This is a genomic window from Streptomyces spinoverrucosus, from assembly GCF_006539505.1.
In the GTDB taxonomy this organism is placed as follows: Bacteria; Actinomycetota; Actinomycetes; order Streptomycetales; family Streptomycetaceae; genus Streptomyces; species Streptomyces spinoverrucosus.
In genome coordinates this window covers 1-16,711 of the sequence record NZ_BJND01000063.1, presented here as the reverse complement: position 1 = coordinate 16,711, position 16,711 = coordinate 1, and the positions used below count along the sequence as shown (strand labels likewise).

At 70.2% G+C, this 16,711-nt stretch carries 16 protein-coding genes and 2 pseudogenes; 11 read left to right on the top strand and 7 right to left on the bottom strand.

Annotation, left to right across the window (positions count from 1 at the left end; translation table 11 throughout):
• Nucleotides 1–195: 195 nt before the first annotated feature.
• Complete coding sequence (locus SSP24_RS33395) at nucleotides 196–1,557, bottom strand: pyridoxal phosphate-dependent decarboxylase family protein (protein ID WP_141313717.1); 1,362 nt, start codon at nucleotides 1,555–1,557, stop codon at nucleotides 196–198.
• A gap of 156 nt (nucleotides 1,558–1,713) precedes the next feature.
• On the opposite strand from SSP24_RS33395, the gene SSP24_RS33390 reads away from it, so the two are divergent.
• The gene (locus tag SSP24_RS33390; RefSeq protein WP_141313716.1) at nucleotides 1,714–2,202 is read left to right on the top strand and encodes a MarR family winged helix-turn-helix transcriptional regulator; all 489 of its coding nucleotides are present in this window, start codon (nucleotides 1,714–1,716) and stop codon (nucleotides 2,200–2,202) included.
• 534 nt (nucleotides 2,203–2,736) lie between these two features.
• Entirely contained in the window at nucleotides 2,737–3,819 is a 1,083-nt protein-coding gene (locus SSP24_RS33385; protein WP_229866303.1) for a sensor histidine kinase, read from the top strand.
• 243 nt (nucleotides 3,820–4,062) lie between these two features.
• Here SSP24_RS33385 and SSP24_RS43595 read toward each other — a convergent pair whose 3' ends face one another.
• A complete protein-coding gene (locus SSP24_RS43595; protein WP_218037124.1) occupies nucleotides 4,063–4,245 on the bottom strand; it encodes a hypothetical protein in 183 nt (60 codons plus the stop codon).
• A 338-nt stretch (nucleotides 4,246–4,583) separates the two neighbouring features.
• Between SSP24_RS43595 and SSP24_RS33375 the strand changes: the two genes are divergently transcribed.
• The 5 genes from SSP24_RS33375 (at nucleotide 4,584) to moaA (ending at nucleotide 10,801) form a co-directional block, all read left to right on the top strand.
• A complete protein-coding gene (locus SSP24_RS33375) occupies nucleotides 4,584–5,252 on the top strand; it encodes a (2Fe-2S)-binding protein (protein ID WP_141313715.1) in 669 nt (222 codons plus the stop codon).
• Between the two features lie 12 nt (nucleotides 5,253–5,264).
• A complete protein-coding gene (locus tag SSP24_RS33370) occupies nucleotides 5,265–6,245 on the top strand; it encodes an FAD binding domain-containing protein (protein WP_141313714.1) in 981 nt (326 codons plus the stop codon).
• Nucleotides 6,242–8,491 carry a xanthine dehydrogenase family protein molybdopterin-binding subunit gene (locus SSP24_RS33365; protein ID WP_141313713.1) on the top strand — a complete coding sequence of 750 codons (2,250 nt, stop codon included), beginning with the start codon at nucleotides 6,242–6,244 and terminating at the stop codon, nucleotides 8,489–8,491. Before SSP24_RS33370 ends, SSP24_RS33365 begins: the two co-directional genes overlap by 4 nt.
• 139 nt (nucleotides 8,492–8,630) lie before the next feature.
• Nucleotides 8,631–9,782, top strand: coding sequence for an XdhC family protein (locus tag SSP24_RS33360; RefSeq protein ID WP_141313712.1), 1,152 nt, complete (start codon nucleotides 8,631–8,633; stop codon nucleotides 9,780–9,782).
• Between the two features lie 29 nt (nucleotides 9,783–9,811).
• Entirely contained in the window at nucleotides 9,812–10,801 is a 990-nt protein-coding gene (gene moaA, locus SSP24_RS33355; protein ID WP_141313711.1) for a GTP 3',8-cyclase MoaA, read from the top strand.
• 186 nt (nucleotides 10,802–10,987) lie between these two features.
• On the opposite strand, the gene SSP24_RS33345 is transcribed toward moaA, so the two are convergent.
• Nucleotides 10,988–11,875, bottom strand: a complete 888-nt coding sequence (locus tag SSP24_RS33345) for a helix-turn-helix domain-containing protein (protein ID WP_167529774.1) — start codon at nucleotides 11,873–11,875, stop codon at nucleotides 10,988–10,990.
• Nucleotides 11,876–12,012: 137 nt separating this feature from the next.
• On the opposite strand from SSP24_RS33345, the gene SSP24_RS33340 reads away from it, so the two are divergent.
• Both SSP24_RS33340 and SSP24_RS33335 read left to right on the top strand, forming a co-directional pair.
• Nucleotides 12,013–12,837, top strand: a complete 825-nt coding sequence (locus SSP24_RS33340) for an SDR family oxidoreductase (RefSeq protein ID WP_218037123.1) — start codon at nucleotides 12,013–12,015, stop codon at nucleotides 12,835–12,837.
• Between the two features lie 224 nt (nucleotides 12,838–13,061).
• Nucleotides 13,062–13,622: a TetR family transcriptional regulator gene (locus SSP24_RS33335; RefSeq protein WP_229866302.1), complete on the top strand. Its 561-nt coding sequence runs from the start codon at nucleotides 13,062–13,064 to the stop codon at nucleotides 13,620–13,622.
• A 58-nt stretch (nucleotides 13,623–13,680) separates the two neighbouring features.
• On the opposite strand, the gene SSP24_RS33330 is transcribed toward SSP24_RS33335, so the two are convergent.
• Nucleotides 13,681–13,914, bottom strand: coding sequence for a hypothetical protein (locus tag SSP24_RS33330; protein ID WP_141313709.1), 234 nt, complete (start codon nucleotides 13,912–13,914; stop codon nucleotides 13,681–13,683).
• 12 nt (nucleotides 13,915–13,926) lie between these two features.
• Between SSP24_RS33330 and SSP24_RS33325 the strand changes: the two genes are divergently transcribed.
• Both SSP24_RS33325 and SSP24_RS33320 read left to right on the top strand, forming a co-directional pair.
• Complete coding sequence (locus tag SSP24_RS33325; protein WP_020113663.1) at nucleotides 13,927–14,142, top strand: type II toxin-antitoxin system VapB family antitoxin; 216 nt, start codon at nucleotides 13,927–13,929, stop codon at nucleotides 14,140–14,142.
• Nucleotides 14,139–14,561 (top strand): PIN domain-containing protein, encoded by a 423-nt coding sequence (locus SSP24_RS33320; protein ID WP_141313708.1) that lies wholly within the window; start codon nucleotides 14,139–14,141, stop codon nucleotides 14,559–14,561. The genes SSP24_RS33325 and SSP24_RS33320 overlap by 4 nt, the downstream gene beginning before the upstream one ends.
• Nucleotides 14,562–14,831: 270 nt before the next feature.
• On the opposite strand, the pseudogene SSP24_RS33315 reads toward SSP24_RS33320, so the two are convergent.
• The 3 genes and pseudogenes from SSP24_RS33315 to SSP24_RS33305 all read right to left on the bottom strand — a co-directional run.
• Nucleotides 14,832–15,260, bottom strand: a pseudogene (locus SSP24_RS33315) (acyltransferase family protein); the annotation flags it as partial.
• Nucleotides 15,247–15,729, bottom strand: a pseudogene (locus SSP24_RS33310) (tyrosine-type recombinase/integrase); the annotation flags it as partial. The pseudogenes SSP24_RS33315 and SSP24_RS33310, both read right to left, overlap by 14 nt.
• Nucleotides 15,730–15,908: 179 nt before the next feature.
• Complete coding sequence (locus tag SSP24_RS33305) at nucleotides 15,909–16,583, bottom strand: SMI1/KNR4 family protein (protein WP_141313707.1); 675 nt, start codon at nucleotides 16,581–16,583, stop codon at nucleotides 15,909–15,911.
• Nucleotides 16,584–16,711: the final 128 nt, after the last annotated feature.

Genomic DNA, 16,711 nt, shown 5'->3' with positions numbered 1-16,711 from the left:
ACCTCGCGCTGGGCGAGCGATTCGGCCTTGTGGATCGCGGGGAGGTCCGGGGTGTCGACCCGGTCCTGGCCCGAGGCCGTACGTCGCCACAGCGGGGCGGCCGGGTCGGAGCCGTCGTGGCTGAGAGCGCGAGTTCGATCCTCGTCACCCGCTCTGCAACTTCAACGGCGACTGATACGCGGGCGGTCATCGCCCTCAGGATCGGGTGAGCCGTTCCACTTGGTGGTGGATGTGCTCCACGTGGTGCTCGGATTCCGGTTTCATCAACACGCTGCGGAGGATGCGCCCGCTGTCGGCGTCCGCGGTGATTTTGGGGTGGCGCGCGGTGAACGCCTCGCGGTCGGCTCTCAGGGTGCTCAGGAACACCGGGTCGGGGCTCGTCATGCCGTCCGCCAGGATGCGGGCGGAGGCCGTGTCGATGCCGCTCAGGGTGGCGGGGTCGACAACGGGGAAGTAGCTGACGATGTCCAGTTCCGGCTGTTGGTAGAGCTCCAGGCGGTCGGAGGTGGTGATCAGCTGTGCCCACTTCAAAGCGGCCCGGCGGCCCGCCGCCAGCACCCGGCCCAGGCCGTCGGCGGTGGGCGGGAGGAGCTGGAAGGTGAGCCACAGGGCGGCGGCCGAGGCGCCGGCGCGTGAGCATTCCAGGCTGATCTCGCCGAGGTGGAGCTCGCTGGAGGTGAAGTAGGTGTAGGGCGAGTCGTGGAGGTAGAAGCGCCCCACCTCGGGGTCGCGGAAGAGCACGGCTCCGCAGCCGTAGGGCTGGAGCCCGTGTTTGTGCGGGTCGACGACGACCGAGTCGCACCGGGCGATCGCCTGCCAGGGCTCGGGCGCGAGTCCCTCGGGCCCGTCGACACCGGCCAGCAGGGTGAAGAAGCCGCCGTAGGCGGCGTCGACGTGGAGGCGGACGCCGTAACGCTCTTTGAGGAGCAGGGCTTCGTGGATCGGGTCGACGGCGCCCAGCCCGGTGGTTCCGGCGGTCAGTACGACCGTGCCCACCCGGCCGCCGCGCAACAGGTCCTCCAGCGCGTCGAGATCCATACGTCCCCGGTCGTCCGTGGGGACCGCGTGTCCCTCCATCCCCAGCACACGGCACATGCGGCCGTGGGTGTAGTGGGCGTCCGCACTGTACGCGACACCTCGCCCGGGGTGGAGTTCGCGGGCGACGAAGAGGGCCTCGAGGTTGGCGATCGTGCCGCTGGTGGTGAGGTGGCCGAGGTGTGCGTCGTAGCCGAACATGGCGGCCAGCTGAGCGACGGCCTCGCGTTCCATCCGGGCCGTGGCGGGGCCGCCGTCCAGGGCGTGGTTGTTGGGGTTGATCAGCATGGCGGTGAGGTAGCCGACCATCGCGGCGGGGTGCGGGGGTTTGAGCATCTGCCCCGCGTAGTGCGGGTGGAAGAACGGGTAGTTCTCCCGCAATCTCCCCGTGAACTCCTCGAAGGCTGTGGCGAAGCGGTCGTCGTCGACCTGGAGTGACGGGTGCGGCTGGTAGGGGCCGAAGGTGTCGGCCCAGTCCTGTATCGCGTTGGTGGCTCGGCCGAGCCAGTGCTGCAGGTCCATGGATGTCCCTCTCTCCGATGCCCGCCTGCGGGATTGGCGTCCACCATAGGATTTCGTTGAGCAGTCAGCAATTGATTGCTCAGCAATTGAGACATCAGTAGGTGATGTGGCAGTAAACTCAAGGTCAGGACCGTCAGGATGGGAGGACCTGGGCAGGTGAATGCCGCGACCCGGCGGGGCGACCAGGCCGCCCGTGCCGCCAACAGCGAGCTCGTTCGCGACTTCGGGCTGCTGATCAAAGCCGCGACCCGCCTGGAGCAGCGGATCGACACCGCCCTGCGACGGGAGTGCGGGATCAGTCACACGATGCTGGAGGTCCTCATCAGGCTGTGCCGCAAGCCGGGCGAGGAGGTCTCCCAGCGCCGGCTCGCCGACGACCTCACCCTCACCAGCAGTGGCACCACCCGGTTGATCGACCGCATGGAAGAAGCCGGCCTGGTCTGCCGCGTCCCGTCACCGGAGGACCGCAGAAGCGTCCTGGTGGAACCGACCGATCACGGCCGTACCGTGTTCCTTCAGGCCGCGACGGTTCACTCTCATGTCGTCGAGCGGTACTTCGTCACGCCCGTGGCCCGTGACGACTACACCCGGCTGACCGGCGCGCTGAGCGATATCAACGAGGCGCTGCGCGACGCCGTCGACTGACATCACCGGCACGTGGCGGTTTCCGCTGCGGGTGGTGCGCCGACAGCGCATGCGCCAGGGCGGAACCCGGTGGCCGGGCGACCGCGGTGACCGGCGTTCCGCCCGCGTACGTCGGGGGCCGGCACTGGATGGCGGTGCTGTGCCGGTCGGGAGCCGGGTGCGACAGGCGGTGCGGTCGGTACGGTGGCTGCGCCCTGCCGGACGGCGAGCAGTACCAGCGCGCGGAGGACCGCACCTGAGGCGGACATCGCCCACCTTCCTCGCGGGATCCCGCGCGCGCCTCGGTCATTCGGCCACTGTTGAGGCGGCCCCGCTCGGGCGGCGATGGCCGTTCGGCCGATCTCGCCGGGCCGCAGAATACTTACTCTGGCGCCGTGAACCTTTTGCCCGCGATCGACGGACCGGCCGTGCCAGGCGGCCGTCGGCGCAGAGGGCTGCGCGCGGTCGGCGCGGCCCTGATGATCCTGGCGGCCAGGCACGGACCTGCTGGAAGCGGGCCTGTTGGCGGCGCTGGGACCGCAGGACGGGTACAGCGTGACGCCGTGGCTGCAGCCCGCCACCGTGCTGCCGCTGTGCCTGGCCGCGGTGCTCTGGCCCACGGCCAGGCGGCCTGCGTGGGTCAGCCCCGCCCTGCGCATCGCCGTACCCGCCGGGGCCTCGGTGGCGTTGACGGTGGTCGCTGTCCTGACCGACTGGCCGATGGCGTTCGGCCTGGCGGAAGCGGCGTCCCTGCTGTACCTGTTGCTGGTTGCCGTCCGTTCCTGCCCCGGGTGGTGGGCGACGGCGTTCGTGGGGCTGTGCGGCATGGCCGTCGTCATCCTGCCCGCCAGGCTTCCCCAGGGGCCTGCCGGAGGAGTCGGGCTGGCGCTCCTGTTTCCGGTGATGGTGGCCGCCGGACTGGGTGGCTACCTGCGCTTCCTCGATCACCGCCGCCGCGCGATGGTCGACAGGACCCGCCGGAGCGAACGCCTCGCGATGGCAGCCGACCTGCACGACTTCGTCGCCCATCACGTCACGGGGATCCTGGTGCAGGCGCAGATGGCCCAGATGATGGCCACCGACCCGGACCAACTGCGCCCCGTGCTGCGGAACATCGAAACCTCCGCCACCGAGGCCCTGGCCTCCATGCGGCGCACCGTCGGCCTGCTGCGCGAGGCCCCGGACTACACCGCCGCAGCTGGCGGCAAGAGCCGTCCGCTCGGCGATCTGGCAGCGCTCCCGAGCCTGGTCGAGGGCTTCGGCGGCGGTCCCGTCGGCCCGAAGGTCGTCCTGCACCGCGACCCCGCCGTACCCGACGACCTCCCGGCCGAGGTACAGACGGCCGCGTACCGCGTCGTCCAGGAGGCCCTGACCAACGTCCGCCGCCACGCCGCCGACGCCGGCGAAGTCACCGTGGACCTGGTCCACGACGGCCGCGCGCTGACGGTGACCGTGCGCGACGACGGCCGCGGCGGCACCCGGATCCCGCAGGCCGCGCGGGGCGGCGGCTTCGGTCTCGTCGGCCTCACCGAACGCGTCACCGCACTCGGCGGCGAACTGCGCACCGGCCCCCGTCCCACCGGCCAGGGCTGGGAGGTCACGGCGGTGCTGCCGACGGACTCGTCAGCCAGGGCGTGACGTGTCAGCGGCCTGATTGACGTGATGCGGGCTCGGGGGGTGGGGGAAGAGGCGGGCATGGCCGGGGCGGACGCCGTCGCGTGCGCCGTTCATGCCGCGCACCTTGTTCTTTGAGCTCCGGGCTGGAACAGGCAGTCAGGCAGTGGTCTTTCGTCTGTGATCTGCGGATCGGCCGGATCGGTCCCGGCCTTCCTCACCCTGCCCGCCGGCTCCCGGGCTGGGACGGCAACGTCACCACGCCCCTCAACGGCGGCTCTCCTCCCCCACCGGCAGCAGGGACGAGTACCTCGACCTCACCGAGCCGGTCACGTACGAGGTGTACGTGAACCAGTTCGCCCTGCCCGAGGGCGCCACCAGCCGGACGTACATCCTCCACACCTGGCTGATCGGCCCGGACTCCCGTCCCGACCAGCCGGCCACCGTCACCCCGGCCGAACATCGGGTGGCCCTGGGCGGCACCGCGGACGGTCGGACCGCTCTGCCTGCTACTGCCAGACGTACCAACGGCAGTCGTAGCTACCGGAGTCGTCCCAAAACTGTTTGCTCGTTGTATCGCGCCGCATGCAGCACAGTGGGTGCCATGCCGCACCGAAGGCCTGATGAGGCGGCTGCCGACCGTGTTCGACCCCGGTCGCCGCCATCCTCGCGGGCCGAGGGCCGGGCTCGTCCACCGCGGCGTGAACCGTCTCCCGCACTCACGCTGATTCGTGCACATGACGGTGGTCGGTACCGCCATCCGTCTTCCGTCGACCAAGAGAGTGGGCATGTCCATCGAACCCCCCGAGTCAACTGTTTCCCCCTCCGCGGGGTTTCCCGAGGGATCTCCCGAGGGATCCGCGTCCGCCCCGTCCCGGCGCACGTTCATCGCGACCACGGCCGTCGGCGGTGCCGTCGTGGCGGGTGGCCTGATAGGCGGGCCGTCCGTGCTCGGCGCCGAGCCGGTGGACGCCGCCGCCCAGGCGCCGCCCAGCAGCCTCGTCTCCGTGACCGTCAACGGCGAGCGCCGCACCGTCACGGTCGACAACCGGACCTCGCTGCTGGACCTGCTGCGCGAGCACCTCGGGCTGACCGGATCGAAGAAGGGCTGCAACGCCGGTGCCTGCGGCGCCTGCACCGTCCTGGTCGACGGCCACCGGGTCAACTCCTGCCTGACGCTGGCCGTCCGGCTGGACGGCGCCGAGGTCACCACCATCGAGGGCCTGGCCAAGGGGGAGCGGCTGCACCCGCTGCAGCAGGCGTTCATCGACCAGGACGCCTTCCAGTGCGGCTTCTGCACCTCCGGCCAGATCATGTCCGGCGTCGGCTGCATCGACGAGGGTCACACCGGCTCACCGGAGGAGATCCGGGAGTTCATGAGCGGCAACATCTGCCGCTGCGGCTGCTACGTGAAGATCGTGCGGGCGGTCGAGCAGACCGCCGCCCGCGGGAAATGAGGTCCGGCCCCCATGCATCCCTTCTCCTACACCAGGGCCTCCGACACCCGGCAGGCCCTCAAGGCAGGCAGCGACGGCGGCCGTTACATCGCCGGCGGCACCACGCTGGTCGACCTGATGCGCGAGACCGTCGAACGTCCCCGCACGCTGGTCGACATCAGCGCCCTGCCGCTGCGCGAGATCACGGTCACCCGGCGCGGGGGCCTGCGCATCGGCGCGCTGGTCCGGATGTCCGAGGCCGCCGCCCACCGGGGCGTACGCGCCCTGTACCCGGTGATCTCGCAGGCGCTGGAGCTGAGCGCGTCGGCGCAGCTGCGGAACATGGCGACCATCGGCGGCAACATCATGCAGCGCACCCGCTGCACGTACTTCCGCGATGTCACGGCCGCCTGCAACAAGCGTGAGCCGGGCTCCGGTTGCGCGGCCCTGCACGGCGTCAACCGCACCCACGCGATCCTCGGCACCTCCGACGACTGCGTGGCCACGCATCCCTCCGACGTGGCCGTGGCCTTCGCCGCCCTGGAAGCGACCGTGCACCTGCTGGGGACGGACGGCGAGCGCACCGTGCCCTTCGCCGACTTCCTCCTCAAGCCGGGCAGCACACCGAACCGCGAACAGGCCCTGCACAAGGGCGAGTTGATCACGGCTGTGGAGCTTCCGGCCCTTCCGCGTCCGCTGAGGTCGGGCTATCTGAAGGTGCGCGACCGGCAGTCCTACGAGTTCGCGCTCACCTCGGCGGCCGTAGCCCTGCACATCCGGCACGGGGTGATCCGCGAGGCGAAGGTGGCTGCCGGAGGCGTGGGCACCGTGCCCTGGAAGCTCACCGCCGTCGAGCGGCAGCTCATCGGGCGGCGGCCGTCCGACGCCCTGTGGACCACTGCCGCCGAACACGCCGCCGATGGGGCCCGGCCGCTCCAACACAACCGTTTCAAGGTCGAGTTGCTCAAACGGACCGTCGAGCGCCAACTGCGCGTCGTAGGAGGTGGCAAGTGAGCCCGCAGCCGCAGGCAGCCGTCGGAGCGCCGCTGTCCCGGGTGGACGGCCGGCTGAAGGTGACCGGCCAGGCCAAGTACACAGCCGACCTCCCCCACGCTCGAACAACCTCGCGCGGGGGGACCCCCATCATCGACGGCGTCGTGCACGCCGTCATCGTCGACAGCACGGTCGCGCGCGGACGGATCACCGGCATCGACACCCGCGCCGCCGACGCCCAGCCCGGCGTCCTGGGCGTCATCAGCCACCTCGACAAACCCGCGCTGGCCTACCGCGACAACCCGGGCGCCTGGCTGGACCCCTTCGTCGGCGAACGGCTGCACGTCTTCCAGGACGACAAGGTCCGCTTCTTGGGGCAGCCCGTCGCCGTGGTCGTCGCCCGCACACTGGAGGCCGCCCAGCACGCCGCGGACCTGGTGAAGGTCTCCTACGACGCCGAGAAGCCGTCGACCGACATGACGGCACCCGGAGTCCGGGAGAACGACCCCCTGCCGCCGCAGAACTACGTGCGCGGCAACCCCGAAGACGCACTGGCGTCGGCGGAGGTCAAACTGGAGGGCACCTACCGGCTCACCCGTAACCACCACAACGCGCTGGAGCCGCACGCCACCATCGCCCGCTGGGACGGCGAGAAGCTCACCGTGTGGGACAAGACCCAGTGGACGGTGGGCGCGCGGGACGAACTCGCCGCCGTGTTCGGCATGTCGGCGGAGAACGTGCGCGTCATCTCGCCGTTCGTCGGCGGCGCGTTCGGCAACGGGCTGCGTACCTGGCCGCACACCACCATCGCGGCCCTCGCCGCCCGCCAGATCCGCCGCCCGGTCAAACTGGTCCTGACCCGCGAGCAGCTGTACTACGGGGTGGGCTACCGGCCCGCCTACGAGTACGGGCTGCGTCTGGGCAGCACCCGAGGCGGACGCCTGACCGCGGCGGTCCACCGGATACGGGCCGAGACGTCCTCGTACGAGCACTACGTCGAGGGCGTGATGAACCCGGGGCAGATGCTCTATGCCACGCCCCACGTCCGCCAGGCGTACCGGACCGTGCCGCTGGACGTGAACACACCGACGTTCATGCGGGGCCCCGGCTGGTCCAGCGCCGCCTTCGCCATCGAGTCGGCCATGGACGAACTCGCCCACGAGACCGGCATCGACCCGGTCGAGCTGCGGCTGCGCAACGAACCGCGGGAGGACCCTGCCAACGGGCTGCCCTGGTCCACCCGGCGCCTGAGCGAGTGCCTGCGGACCGGAGCCCGCGAGTTCGGCTGGCACCGGCGCAACCCCCAGCCCCGCTCCCGGCGGGACGGCGACTGGCTGATCGGCATGGGCATGGCCAGCGGTATCTACGACACCCTGCGCATGCGGTCCGAGGCACGGGTCAGGCTGGACGCCGACGGCACGGCCCTGGTCCAGGCGTCGACCAGCGACATGGGCCCCGGCACCTACACCTCCATGACGCAGCTCGCCGCCGACGCCCTCGGCCTGACCATGCGCACGGTCCGCTTCGAACTCGGCGACTCCACTTTCCCGGCGGCCCCGCCGCACGGCGGATCGCAGACCATGGCCGGCGTCGGCTCCGCCGTCCAGGACGGCTGCGACAAGCTGCGACAGGAGGCGATCAAGCTCGCCGTCGAGGACGAGCGGTCACCGCTGCACGGGGTCGCCGCCGACGACATCGTGGTCCGCGGCGGCCGGCTGCACGTCAAGGGCACCCCCGCGCGCGGGGAGACCTACCGGCAACTGCTGGCCCGTAACAGCCGTACGCACCTGGAGACGCGCGGGATCTTCACCCCGAGCGGCGACGACCGGTACTCCATGAACGCCTACAGTGCGGTGTTCGCCGAGGTGGCCGTCGACCGGCGGCTGGGTCTGGTGCGGATGCGGCGCATGCTGGGCGTCTACGACGTCGGGCGGATCATCAGCCCCAAGCTCGCCGACAGCCAGGCCCTCGGCGCCATGGTGGGCGGCGTCGGGCAGGCCCTGCTGGAGCACACGGTCACCGACCACCGCGACGGCCGGATCGTCAACGCCAACCTCGCCGACTATCTCGTGCCCGTCAACGCCGACATCCCCGATCTCAAGGCGATCTATCTGGACGGGGAGGACCTCCACGCCGACCCCATCGGCGTCAAGGGCCTCGGCGAGATCGTGAAGGTCGGGGTCGCGCCGGCCATCGCGAACGCGGTCTTCAACGCCACCGGCCGCCGCATCCGCGACCTGCCCATCACCGCCGAAGCACTGCTCTGAACCCCGGGCGGCACGGGCCCTCCCGCCACCCGGGCGGGGCCCCGAGAGACGTCCCACTGATCGGCCCGCCGCCGTCCCTCCGATCCCCCAAGCCGGCGCGGCGGCGGGCTTCCCAACCACCCACCGAAGGACACCTCTCATGCTGAACATCGCGGACACGCTGTACCGCTGGTGCCGCGAGGACCGCCCCTTCGCCCTCGCCACCGTGACCCGGGTCAGCGGCAGCGCACCCCTGCCACCCGGCACCGCACTGGCCGTGGGCACGGACGGCGAGGCGGTCGGCAGCATCTCCGGAGGGTGCCTGGAAGGCGCGGTCTACGAGCTGTGCCAACAGGTCCTGGAGACCGGCGAACCCCCGGTACGGGCCTCGTTCGGCTACTCCGACGACGACGCCTTCGCCGTGGGCCTGACCTGCGGCGGGGAGTTGGAGGTCCTGGTGCAGCGGGTCGACCCCGCCGACCAGCCCCACCTCACCACCGCCCTGGAACAGGTGTCGGCCGGTGTGCCCGTCGCCGTGGCACAGGTGATCGACGGGCCGCAGCGCCTTCTCGGCCGCACCCTGTCCGTCCTCGGGGGCGGCAGCGCGTACGACGGGACGCTGGGTAGCCGACAGGAGGACCGGGCGGTGGCCACCCAGGTCCGCGCGCTCCTGCGGGCAGGCCGGACCGCACGCGTCGAGGTCGGCGGGAATGCCGACACCTGCCCGGAGAAGCTGACGCTCCTGGTCCACACCCACGCAGCACCACCCCGCATGCTGATCTTCGGTGCCGTCGACTTCGCCGCCGCCCTCAGCCAGGCCGGACGGTTCCTCGGCTACCACGTCACCGTCTGCGACGCCCGCCCTGTGTTCGCCACCCCCGCCCGCTTCCCGCACGCCGACGAGGTCGTCGTCGACTGGCCCCACCGCTACCTGGAGGCCACGGAAGTCGACGCCCGTACCGCGATCTGCGTCCTCACCCACGACGCCAAGTTCGACATCCCCCTGCTGCGCCTGGCCCTCGGCCTCCCGGTCGGCTACATCGGCGCGATGGGCTCCCGGCGCACCCACGAACACCGCCTGGAACGTCTGCGTGAGACCGGCGTTCCCGAAGAGCACCTCGCGCTCATGCACTCGCCGATCGGACTGGACCTCGGCGCGCACACTCCCGAGGAGACGGCGATCTCCATCACCGCCGAGATCATCGCCCACATCAACAACGGCACCGGCCTGCCCTTGTCCCGCGTCCCCGGTCCCATCCACGGTTCCGTCCCGGTGGCCCCCATGTCACCGGCCTCGGTCCTGGCCGCATGACGGCGCGAAAGGCATGGAGGAGAGGCCCCGTGCTCATCGACACCCACGGCCGGGTGGCCACCGACCTGAGGGTCTCACTGACCGACCGCTGCAATCTGCGCTGCGCGTACTGCATGCCCGAGGAGGGCCTGCAGTGGCTGGCCAAGCCCGACCTGCTCACCGATGACGAGATCGTCCGCCTCGTCGGCATCGCGGTCCGCGTCCTCGGCGTCACAGAGGTCCGTTTCACTGGCGGCGAGCCGCTGCTCCGCCCCGGCCTGGTCGGCATGGTCGAGCGAATCGCCGCCCTCGACCCCCGCCCCCAGATGTCCCTGACCACCAACGGCATCGGCCTGGGGCGCACCGCGACGGCCCTGAAAGCAGCGGGCCTGGACCGGATCAACGTCTCCCTGGACACCCTCCGCCCGGACGTCTTCAAGACCCTCACCCGCCGCGATCGCCACAAGGACGTCATCGAGGGCCTGCACGCCGCCCGCGACACGGGCCTGACCCCGGTGAAGGTCAACTCGGTCCTGATGCCGGGCCTCAACGACGACGAGGCCCCGGACCTCCTCGCCTGGGCGGTCGAGCACGGCTATGAACTCCGCTTCATCGAGCAAATGCCCTTGGACGCCCAGCACGGCTGGAAGCGCGACGGCATGATCACCGCCGGCGACATCCTGACCTCCCTCCGCACCCGCTTCGAGCTGACCCCCGAGGGCGAGGAGAAGCGCGGCTCCGCCCCGGCCGAGCGCTGGCTCGTGAACGGCGGCCCGCACCGCGTCGGCGTGATCGCCTCGGTCACCCGCCCCTTCTGCGCGGCCTGCGACCGCACCCGCCTCACGGCCGACGGCCAGGTACGCACCTGCCTGTTCGCCCGCGAGGAGACCGACCTGCGTGCCGCGCTCCGCTCGGGCGCTCCCGACGAGGAGATCGCCCGGATCTGGCGTGCTGCGATGTGGGGCAAGAAGGCCGGTTCGGGCCTGGACGATCCCTCGTTCGTACGGCCGGAGAGGCCGATGTCGGCCATCGGGGGCTGACCCGGTGGCAGCCCACGAGTACCCCGGTGAGCAGGCGCACCCGGACTGTTCGTCGGCACGGTGCGGAATCATGACTGAGGCGCGGACGTGGACGGACTGGGGTATTCGTGCCACCCGACGGCCGAGGCCGAGATGCGGCGGTCGTGGCCGCTGTTCGGCGCGCAGCTCCGTCATCGGCTCCACGTCTCAGCGCAGCCGCTCCATCTCCCAACTGGCCAGCATCCGCAGAGCATCCTCCGAGCGGGAGCCCGGCTCGGCGTGGTAGGTCATCAGCCGCATCGGGGCGCCACCGGGCAGTGCCATGGGTTCGTGGACGAGGTCGAACTCTCCCACCAGCGGGTGCCGCATCCGCACGGTCTCGCCGACGGTCCCGCAGCTCACCTCGTGCCGTGCCCACAATTGCCGGAACTCCTCGCTCTTCTGCGACAACTCCTCGATCAGGGAGGAGAAGTAGGAATCCCCGGGGCTTTTGCCGGCGTTCATGCGCACAACGCCGGCGATTCTCAGCGCCGTGCGGCCCGGGTCGGCGAACCGGTCGCGCATCTCGGGCGAGAGGAAGAACAGCCGGGCCACGTTGCGCTCCTCGGGCGGCAGCAGGGCCCAGTCCCCGAAGACGGCGGCGGCGAGCCGGTTCCACCCCAGGATGTCCAGGCGCCGGCTGACGACGTAGGCGGGCACGCCGATCGTGTCGAGGAGGTGCTGGACGGTGGGCCGCAGCCGCTGCGGCGGGGGCGCGGCCTGCGTCGTGCTCTGCCGCTCGGGCTGGGCCAGCCGGACCAGATGGTCACGCTCCTCCTCGTTCAGGCGCAGGACGCGGGCGACGGCGTGCAGCACCTCGGCCGACATGGTTTCGCCGTATCCCTGCTCCAGGCGTGCGTAGTAGGCGTACGACACCCCCGCCAACTGCGCCAGTTCCTCGCGCCGCAACCCGGGAACCCGCCGTCGCCCGTGCGAGAGCATGCCCACGTCCTCGGGCCTGAGCCGGGCCCTGCGAGAACGCAGGAACTCTCTCAGCTCGCTACGCCGGTCGAGTCCTGACGTCACTTGGTCACCGGCCGCCACATGTGAAGACATCTCTGTCCTCCAGTTGTCGAACGTGCCTCGCTAATGCGGGGCAGCGTACAGCATCGACTCCGCAACTCATCTTGATACTGAGTATCAGCTCGATGTAGTGTCTCTTTATAAGACTTCACTTCGTCAGGAGCGTTCTCGTGAGCAAGATCTGGTTCATCACCGGCTCATCCCGCGGCTTCGGCCGCCAGTTCGCCCAGGCGGCCCTTGAGCGCGGCGACAAGGTCGCGGCCACCGCCCGCAACACCGACTCCCTCGCGGACCTGGTGGCCGCCCACGGCAAGGCGATCCTTCCCCTGCCCCTGGACGTCACCGACAAGGCCGCCGCCACCGAAGCCGTCAAGCTGGCGCACGACCACTTCGGCCGCCTGGACGTCGTCGTCAACAACGCCGGCTACGGCCTGTTCGGCGCGGTCGAGGAGCTGACGGAGCAGCAGGTCCGCGACCAGATGGAGACCAACTTCTACGGCGCCCTGTGGGTCACCCAGGCCGCCCTGCCTCTCCTGCGCGCCCAGGGCGGTGGCCACCTCGTACAGATCTCCAGCGTCGGCGGTGTCACCGCTTTCCCCAACCTCGGTATTTACAACGCCTCCAAGTGGGCCCTGGAGGCCTTCAGTGAAGCTCTCGCCCAGGAGGTCGCCGGATTCGGCATCAAGGTCACCCTCGTCGAGCCCGGCGGCTTCGCCACCGACTGGGCCGGCTCCTCCGCCACCTTCGCCGAGCAACTGCCCGCCTACGACGACCTGCGCGCGGCCGCCGCCGCCAACTGGCGCACCATCGAGCGCGGTGATCCCGCCGCCACCGGTGCGGCCCTGCTGAAGATCGTGGACGCCGACAACCCGCCCCTGCGGGTCTTCTTCGGCACCTCCCCGCTCCACCTCGTCCCGCACGTCTACGCCGAGCGGCTGAAGACCTGGGAGGAGTGGGCCGACGTCGCCACGCAGGCCCAGGGCGACGCCGCGTAACCGCACGCCGGCAGGGCCGGATCAGGGCCGGCGGGCGCGCGACAGTTCCCAGCGGGCGACCGCGCGCTCGCCGACCGCGGTGTCCGGGCCGCGGCGGCTGGGATACCGCTCTACAGTCTGATACTCGGTATCAAATTGAGTCCTTGCTGTACCCTTCTCGTATGTCTGAAACCGCCCGTACCGCCGATAAGCCCCCCCGCAAGCCGCCCGGCTTGCGTGAACGCATGCGTGCGACGGTTCGGGCGGAAGTGGTCGAGGTGGCGCACCGGCTCTTCACCGAGCAGGGTTTCGACCGGACGACGGTCGACCAGATCGCCGCCGAGGTGGGCCTGTCACGCGCCAGTCTCTTCCGGTACTTCGGCACCAAGGAAGACATCGTCCTGGGACGCCTTGAGGAATCCGGCCGCCAGATCGCGGAGGCGCTCGCCGCCCGCCCCGACGACGAACAGCCGTGGGAGGCACTGCGCCGGGCGTTCGACGTCCTGACGCGGATGAACGAGGCAGCGCCCGAGCAGGCACTCAGGTATCTGCGCATGCTCCAGGAGACCCCGTCGCTGCGCGCCCGGCACTACGAGAAGCAACTGAGCTGGCAGGAGTTGCTGGTGCCGGAGGTCGCCCGACGGCTGGGGATCAGCCCTGACCGGCCCGAGGACACCAGGCCGAGTGCGCTGGCCGCCGCCGCGCTCGCCTGCCTGGACGTGGCTGCCACGGGGTGGGTGGCCTGTGAGGGTACTGTCCCGCTGGCCGTGCTGCTCGACCGGGCGATGAGCGCGTTGAGGGAGTAGCCACGGTCCCGCCGCACACATTTCTGTATGCAGGCCAGCGGGGTCATCCGCCCAAGGTTCACCAACGCCGCAACGGTGTGAAAGACATCGGGGCCGGCCGCCCGTCGACCTGGGCGAAGAGATCCGCCGCGAGAGCCAAGGCATCGTCTTCGAGCAGGCGCTGCGGCTCTCCGCCGTCGCCGAACTCCCGCAGGCAGGCGGCCAGTTCACTGAGGCGTGCACCCTCCACGATTCCCCCTACCCGCCCCTTGCGCCCCATCGAGATATAATCGATGGCGTCAATGATATCCATGGGGGTGTACTCATGAGTCGAACCGTGATCGACCTCGACGATCAGCTCGTCGCAGACGTCGCCAAGGCTCTCGGGACCAGCACCAAAAAGGAGACGGTGAACACCGCGCTGCGCGAGGTGCTGGAGAACCGGCGGCGGGCCCTGGCGCTCACCCGCCTGCGGGCGTCGGCGGAAGAGGGCGCCTTCGACCTCGACCTCTTCGAGGACAAGGGGAACTACCGCCGGTGAAGGCCGCGCAATTCCTGATCGACACCAGTGCGCTCGCCCGTATGCTGCGCGGCGACGCCGAGCAGTACGGCTGGGACCAGGCGGCAGCCGCCGGGCTCGTCGCCACCTGCCCCATCACCGAGCTGGAGTTCTTCTACAGCGCGCGCTCCGCCGCCGACCGCACACAAGGCATCGAAGACATGCGCCTGCTCTTCGGCTGGGTGCCCGTCGACGACCGCGCCTACGACCGCGCCTGGCGGGTCCAGGAGGTCCTCACCCAGCGCGGCCAGCACCGCAGCGCCGCGGCCGTCGACCTCGTGGTGGCCGCCACGGCCGAGTTGCAGGGACTGACCCTCCTGCACCGCGACCGGGACTTCGAGTGCATCGCCGCCGTCACCGGCCAGGCACTCCAGTGGTACGGACCAGAAGCCGGGAAGTGATCCGGGCCCCGCGTCGACTGCCAACCAGCCGAGCCAAGCGCAGAGCCCGTTCGCGCGCGCACTCTGACCGTCCTTCTCTGAAGCCGCGCCCACGGCTGCATTGCTGCTGACCATCCACCTGCCGACGGAGGCCGCCGACGCGTGGAAGTAGCGGCTCCGCTCCGCCAACAGGACAGTCCGCGCCCCCGACCGGCCGGCGGATCACCCCCAGGAACCCCGCATCAACTACCGGGGGTGCCTCACCCCGGTGCGGGCCCTCAACGGCGCTCGTCACGGTGGCTGTACGCGGTGTGCCAATCTGCGGCCCCAGGTCTGGCTCGGCGCTTCGATGTAACGGTAGGTCAGCACGCACAGAGGTAGCAGCACGGTGAAGAACGCCACTTCGAGCGCGAGATTGTCCTGCCGCTGTCGGCCGATCGTGCTGTCGATCACTGCCAGCAGCACTGGATGCACCATATAGACCGAGTAGCTGATCGTTCCCAGTCCAGTCAGCACCCGCGGTAGGCGCCGGCGACGCGACGTCAGTCCGGCGCCGAAGGTGAGTACGGCGAGCAGGAATGCGCCGATCCAGCCGCGCCGTGTGAAGTGGTCACCGTCGCCGTACCGGTACGCACTCCCCACCGCACAGGCGACCACCATGACGGTGGTGCCAGCCGTACAGCGCCAGGTGCTCTGACCGTTCTCGGCGCGGCGGGTTGCGGCTGATCAGGTCGTCGTCGACCGCAGTCTCCATGATGCCCTTGAGGAGGCGGTACGCCTGGGCAACGGTCGTCTTCGCTTTGGTGGTGCAGAGGCGTTCAGCCCTCCACTCGCGCACTCGCGGAGCCGTGATCTCGTCCAGATCGAGCGCGCCGAACGTCGGGAGGATGTGCAGCCGGAGGAGGTGCTTGTACAAGTCGTCCGTACGAACGGCCAGCTCCCGTTCCTCGACCCACTTCTCGGCGGAGACACGGAAGTTGACCGCCACTGCGTCGGGAGCACGCCAGTCCCCCCGGGTCAGGTATGCCTCTACCTGGGACAACCAGACTTCCGCGTCCTTCTTGGTCTCGAACGTCTCCTCCGCGCGGATGCGCTCACCGTCAGGTCCGAGGTACGCCGCCGTCCAACGGCCGGACCGGTACTGCCGCACGGCACCGAACCGGCGGCGTCTCCCCTTCTTGTTAGGCATCAGGCAACCCTCCGAAGTCCCGTGCGAGGCACAGGCATGGCCCCGAAGACCACCCAGGACCGCATCCGCGTGACATGGACGATCCGCCCCGTGCTCTTCGCATTGCTGGCCCACCGCCAGGGTGTCGAACTCCCAGCCTGCGCGTACTCCTTTAAGCCTGGAGCACTTGAACACCCGTCCTAGCGGCCACGCCGCACGAGAGCCTCAGTCTTCTCGACCCAGTCGAGGTACCAGTCAGCGAATCCGACCTGTCCGAAGGGACTGAACCGTCCGTCCCCTGCACGCTCGTCGAGCCACACTTGCCCGCGCTGTGGGCCAGACACGACCAGCCAGTCGAAGTAGCCGCACCCTTCGCGGCTGAGGCACACAGCGCCGGACAAGAGCCAGTCGGACAGCTTTTCGTCCTCCTCCAGCCAGGCGCGGTACGCCGCGTCGAAGGCTGCCTCGCCCTCGAAGTCGGACTCGAGGGGCTCCTTGCGCTCGTGCTCGGCCTGCGCAAGCACGCGCTCTTCAACATCCGGGCAAGGGAAGCGCAGTCGCTCGTGGACGGTACCGCCGCCGGGGTCACTCCACAGCCACCCGGCATCTGTGCGGGACAGGGTCGTGAGTCCATAGAAGGGTCCGGCACCGCCGGCGCCGACTTCGAGGAGAAAGGCTCGGTAGTCCGCAGGCAGCGAGACGCCCCATTGAGCCTCTGCCGCGGCAACACCCGCCTCTGACAGCGGATCAGCAAGCCGGAAATGGTGCCCCGTCCCCCCATGCTTGTCCCACGCTCCGAAGACCTCCCGGGCCTTGTCAGCACGGGCCAGAGCCTCCACTCGCTCTCGGACACCGCTCCAGATCATCGCCCCCATGAACCGAAGCGTAGGCCAAGGGATCTACGCCGGGCACACATGCAGCCAAGCCGAGACACGTGATGTCAGGCATCAGGTGACAGCAGCGTCAACCGTCCACCGAGCCAGAACAGCCCACGCGGCCCAGT